The organism is Psychromonas sp. (genome assembly GCF_047632995.1).
Taxonomy (GTDB): domain Bacteria; phylum Pseudomonadota; class Gammaproteobacteria; order Enterobacterales; family Psychromonadaceae; genus Psychromonas.
Map to the genome: position 1 here is coordinate 1 of NZ_JBLIEK010000162.1, position 6,137 is coordinate 6,137.

The 6,137-nt window shown below is 36.0% G+C and carries 4 protein-coding genes; all 4 read left to right on the plus strand.

The features are described from left to right. On the plus strand, nucleotides 1-424 hold a 424-nt coding region (locus tag ACJAT7_RS17185; protein WP_415228027.1), incomplete at its 5' end, for a TRAP transporter small permease. A 44-nt stretch (nucleotides 425-468) separates the two neighbouring features. Then, nucleotides 469-1,779 (plus strand): TRAP transporter large permease, encoded by a 1,311-nt coding sequence (locus ACJAT7_RS17190; protein WP_415228028.1) that lies wholly within the window; start codon nucleotides 469-471, stop codon nucleotides 1,777-1,779. Nucleotides 1,780-1,863: 84 nt separating this feature from the next. Further along, nucleotides 1,864-2,964: a C4-dicarboxylate TRAP transporter substrate-binding protein gene (locus ACJAT7_RS17195; RefSeq protein ID WP_415228029.1), complete on the plus strand. Its 1,101-nt coding sequence runs from the start codon at nucleotides 1,864-1,866 to the stop codon at nucleotides 2,962-2,964. Nucleotides 2,965-4,598: 1,634 nt separating this feature from the next. After that, nucleotides 4,599-5,633, plus strand: coding sequence for a DcaP family trimeric outer membrane transporter (locus tag ACJAT7_RS17200; protein WP_415228030.1), 1,035 nt, complete (start codon nucleotides 4,599-4,601; stop codon nucleotides 5,631-5,633). Nucleotides 5,634-6,137: the final 504 nt, after the last annotated feature.

Genomic DNA, 6,137 nt, shown 5'->3' on the forward strand with positions numbered 1-6,137 from the left:
ACTAGACGTGGTTGGTAAGTATATGTTCAACCAACCTGTTCAAGGCACTCTCGAAATTGTTGCCTACTACTTAATGGTTCCAGTGGTCTTCTTACCTCTTGCGCACACAGAATATACACAAGAGCATATAAGAATTGAGCTATTTACGCAAAACATGTCGAAAACACATATACGTATTATTGATTCTGCCGCCTGCCTTTTAAGTGCCGCCTACGTACTTCTTTTTGCTTGGGCGGGTGCTAAAAAAGCTTGGGGCATGACGAAGTTCTATGAACAGGTAGAATTGATGAATTTCGACATTGAGGTTTGGGCTATTCGATGGGTAATTCCTATTAGTTGCGTGATATTAGCCCTAACCTTTTTAGTAAAGGCTTACACAGGGCATCAAAATAAGACTGGAGTAGAAAATGACAACAATAAATAGTTTCACTCAAATACCCCTTTATTACCAGCAACAGGAATATTAACATGACTTCTTTGGAAATAGGTTTTTCTGGCCTTGCGACCTTGCTGGTACTTATGGGTCTTCGTGTACCAATTGCAGTGGCTTTAGGTGGGGTTTCGTCTATAGGAATTTTAATCCTTACCGGTAGCCCTCGGGCCATGATTGGCTCACTAGGGTCTTTGCCATTTGACTTCACTGCCCATTTTACTCTATCTGCAGTGCCTATGTTTCTTTTGATGGGGGCTGTCATTTATCATTCAGGATTAACAGCTCACTTGTTTACTTCGGCACGATTATGGCTTAGTGGCTTACCTGGTGGTCTGGCTATTGCCACCAACTTTGCCAGTGCCTCTTTTGCTGCTGCTTCTGGTTCAAGTATGGCGACAGCTGCAGCAATGGGACGATTAGCTATCCCTGAAATGCTTAAGTATAAGTATGACCATGGTTTAGCCGCAGGTGTTGTTGCAGCATCAGGCACTTTAGGCTCCTTAATTCCGCCCAGCATTTTAATGGTTATTTATGGTATTTTCACTGAGCAACCGATCAGTAAACTTTTACTTGCCGGTATTCTTCCTGGACTTCTAACCGCATTTGCTTATACCGTACTTATTTTAGTTCGTTGTACTCTTAACCCAGAATTAGCACCAAAAATTGAAGAGACAGTTACTTGGAAACAACGTATCCATTCCCTTAAAGGTGTTTGGGCTATACCAGTTCTTGCTTTCAGTGTAATCGGCAGTATATATTCTGGCATTGCAACACCAACTGAAGCGGGTGCTATTGGCGCATTTATGGCGATGGTGATTGCGATATTAACGGGTAATGGTAGCGTTAAAGTTATAATGGCTAGTGTCAAAGAAGCGCTATTTAGTCTGTCATCTATCTTTTTTATTGCCATTGGTGCAGTAATGCTGACCCGTTTCTTGGTCTTAGCTGGTGTTCCTGATTATTTGGTAGAGTTAATGGGAGTGTGGTCAGTCGATCCCATGCTGCTAGTTATCGGCTCAGCAATTATATTCATTATTCTTGGCATGTTTCTAGATCCACTAGGACTTATGTTGGTAACTATTCCAATCTTATTACCACTTTATGAAGCGCTTGACATTAACCTTATTTGGATGGGAGTGTTGGTTATAAAGTATTTAGAGGTTGGTCTATTAACACCACCTGTTGGTCTTAATGCTTACGTGGTGAAAGGGGTCGCTGGTGACAGCATTTCCTTAGTGAATATCTTTAAAGGTATTTCTTGGTTCCTTCTTGCTGAAGTATTTGTAATTGCCCTTTTAATTATCTTCCCTGAGATCAGCTTATACTTGCCAAGCTTAATGGATTAAAAAATTCGTTACGGTAGAAGTCTTTACAAATAGTCTTCTACCATAACTTATACACTATAATAACTATAAACAGAGGATTACAGAATGAAAAAAATTATACTACTAAATCTTACTGCAGCAATTTTTGTTACGGCGACCACACTGGCTACACAAGCTATTGCCAGAGACATTAACTACAGCTCATTTGTATCACCTAAGCATGTTTACAATCATTTTGCTATGCAACCAATGTTTGATAATTTAAAAGAAGAAATTGAGGTTAAGTTGCATACTTCTGGTTCTTTAACGGGGGCACGTACTACTTTATCTGGCATTTCAAGTGGTCTGACTGACGGTGGTTTGATTGTTTCTCTCTACCACGCTAAGCAATTACCCCGCGCAGTTTTATTTAGTGACCTAGCACTTTTGAATGAAAATTCGGTAGCAACTATGGCAGCCTTAAATGAAACAGTTCAGCTAGAATGTCCCGAATGTACTAAAGAATATAACAAATATAGTATTAAAGACTTCGGTGCATACTCTACTACTCCTTACAATTTAATGTGCAAGACAGCCATTAACAGCATGGCAGACTTAAACGGCTTAAAAGTTCGTGCTGGTGGTGAAGTTTTTACTCGTGTTATCGACGCTTTAGGCGCTGTTCCTGTTAATATTCCATCATCAGAAGCCTATGAGGCTCTAGAACGTGGACAGCTTGATTGTGTTCTGGGTTCGGTAGCATGGTTAAAATCATACTCGCTTATGGACGTGGTCACTCATGTCGTCGAAGAACCTATTGGAAGCTACTTAGGTGGGAGTGCTGTTAACTTAAATACTGATACTTGGGGCGACTTAAGTAACGCTCAAAAAGATGCTTGGGTTTCTGAAGCCCCTGGTGCACTTGCACGTGCAACTACCGGTTACGTCGCTGAGGACAAAAAAGCTAAAAAGTTAGCTTTGGCCAAAGGTATAAAGTTTTCAAAAGCTCCAGCAGATATGGCTAACTTCTTAGTCACCTACCGTGAAGGCGAAGTCGAGACAGCTATTAAAGCAGCTAAAGAACGTGGTGTGAAAAATCCAGAAATCATCGTTACTAGATTTCTGAAAAACATTAAAAAATGGGAAAGTCTCGTTACTGTTGACATAGACCCTGAAACATTCACTAAAATTTTAGAGGAAAGGATTTATAAAACAGCTAAATACTAATTTTTTATAAACTCTAAGGCTAAATCATAAGCAAAAAGGTGTGATTAAACTCAGTCACATCCTTTTTTATTTTTAATACATTATATTATTCAATAATCTTAGTTTAATAATTGTCTATCAATTTTATAATTTAACTAATTGACCAACTTAACTAAATTTAGTCACTCTAGCTGAGTCATTATTTTTTAATACTGCATCGAATAATTGAGATTGAGAACCTAAATAAGAACCAAGTTGATAACTGTTGTAATCGATTAATATGTTACTTAACACATCCTGCTGCGCCTCATAACTTGCTTGATAGTGGCGCCAACAAATATGTTTTTTTTTAAACTACCAAATAAGCTTTTAGCAATGACATTATTTCAGCAATAATATTTTACTTATTTTATTCATAAAGTCTTGAGTTCTTAGTACTCGACAATATCGGTGGCTCGCATACTCAATCTATTCATTAAAGTGGACTAATAGTCTTGCTTTGAGTCGTCGTTAAATAACGATTGTTAACCCATCAACAATAAGCTGCACTTTCATTTTAGGTTCTGTATTTAAAAAACTGACAACTTTGCATAAATATGGACTAATCACGACTTATAAACACAAATAGGCCCCCGATGTTCAAAGTAGGGTAGAAGGTAGGGCATAGTAGAACTACTCATTTGTCTCTTAATTTAGAACAATAGAGATGTCTTTTAACGTATCTGGCTACAAGCTTTGAATAGCAAAAATCTTAATATTACCATTTGTTGTTGCTTTGTATTTTTTATAGTTAATGTAAAATTTACTTTTAATATTGTTGTTCCTCAGTACTCGATTAATGGGCCTAGTTTCGTATGATCATCACTAAACTTAGTGATGATTTTGATCAGAATAATGACTTTTTGACAAATATATCCATAAAGAATAGTAGTTTTATACTTTTGATAACTTTAATAGCCATTACTTTTAACACTCAATATTTGGCACGCTAACACCGTTGTAAATATTTTATGTGAAGTGGCAAAACTTACAATACATAGGGATAAAATGAAGTTTTAATTTACTTTTTACGATATCAAATATCTATCTCTATATTTCAATAAATGGGGCGAAAAGTTGTATTTTAATTTATTGAATCTATTTAATTGACCTGTCACACCCTTTCTTTTTTGAATCTATAGTTTTACCATGCGGAATTTAGTGCTATCATGGGGTGTGTTGTTACTGCAATTGAACGATTATTTCCTTTGATGCAATTATTAATAGCAACCATTGATGTGTTTTTAAGAAAAATAAAATAAATGCTTTGTTAATTTAAAATAATGGTCGATATCAGCAGTAACCATATAAATTTATACGTTGCAGAGAGGGTGACACTAGATATTCTAGATATTCTAGATGTTGGCTCTTTATTTAAAATAAAATTATTGATAACAGCCTCAATATAGAAAAAGCAAATGAGCTATGAAATAGCCAAGAGAGCTAAAATAAATAATGTGGATGCCGTTACTTTTAGAAACACTAAAATTGACGACAACTTAGTTATAAGTAAGTAGTAAAACAATAACAAAGAGCTTAAAGCTCTATATTTAAAATATGACCTCACAGAAATACTTTTGGTATTTTGAGGAAGATTACATAATAGGGGATGTACAATGTTCAACAAAAAAAAATTCATTTTAGCAACAAGCCTTATGGCATTAGCTACTTCAGCTAATGCTGGATATACACTAAAAATATCAGACACCGATAGTTTGAGTTTTGGTGGTTATATTAAAATCGATGCTCGTTACGCTGATGGTGATGTTGCTTATCGTGATTTTTGGATCGGTACTGCAGGAACAACAGAAGAAGATAAATCACAATTTAGACTGAATGCAAATCAAACTCGTTTTAACAGTAAGTACATTCATGGCGATGTCACTGGTTTTCTTGAGCTAGATTTTTATGGCGGTGGGGGGTCTCAAACTGTTTCAAATTCAAGCAATCCTCGTTTACGCCATGCATTCATTAAATACAAAGATGTACTAGTGGGCCAAACATGGTCGACGTTTATGAATACTAGTGCCTTAGGGGAAACTGCAGACTTTGCAGGTGCTACCGTCGGTATTGTATTTGTTCGTCAAGGTCAAATTCGTTATACCAGCGGTAATTTCCAATTCTCTCTTGAAAATCCTGAATCTGTTGGTGGTGATTCTAGCAATGATTCAGTACCAGATATGATTGCTCGCTACAATTTTAAAGGTGATTGGGGTAATGTCTCTGTTTCAGGTTTAGCTCGCAGTTTAACTGACTCTATTGGTCATAGTGAAAATGCTTTTGGTATTTCAGTTGCAGGTAAAATTAAAACTGTTGGTAAAGATGATTTAAAATTTCAAATCCACCAAGGTAAGTTAGGTCGTTACGTCGGTATAGCATTTGCGAAAGATTTTGTTGGGGATGAAGTTGAAGAAACAACGGCATATCTTGTTAATTATCGTCACTTTTGGAGTGAAAATTTACGCAGTACACTTCAGTATGGCCATGCAGAATCAGATGTTGCAAATAAAAAAAATAGCCAATGGAGTGTTAATTTGTTCACTAACTTTACTAAAGAACTAGCTGTTGGTGTTGAAGTGGGCAACTTCTCAATGGATCAAGTTGATGCTGATTCAAATTATGCACAGTTATCATTTAAATACACGCTATAAACGTTTTATTGTGTTGACCTCTAACGAGGTTTTTTAAGGGGAGCTTTTTGCTTCTCTTTTTTTATCTACAAAATGTTCAGTACTATGCAGCTCTATGGATGGAAAAACGCTCCTTGGTGGAATATTTCTAATTATATGTCAATAATTTTAAAGTTAGGGAATGATTTTTTAGTGCACTTATCATCTGATTTAATGCTATTTTTAAATTAATCATTGCAAAATTGCATGCAAGTCATCGGTGACTGAAAGCGAATATATTAATCAGTCACTGAAAAAAACTGATTAAAACTTGATATCTTTACTTATGTTGGTGTGGTAAAAATCAACAAACTAGCTATTTTTGGCGTACCGGTTGCTCGAACCTAAGTACAATATTCAGATACCCTTAAAAAATCCGCAAACCGATCTATAAAAAGAATGCGGCAGAATGGCTTAACAGTGTCATTTATAAAATAGATGATTACTATTATTACATTTATAAGCTAATAGGATTCTAGTATATGT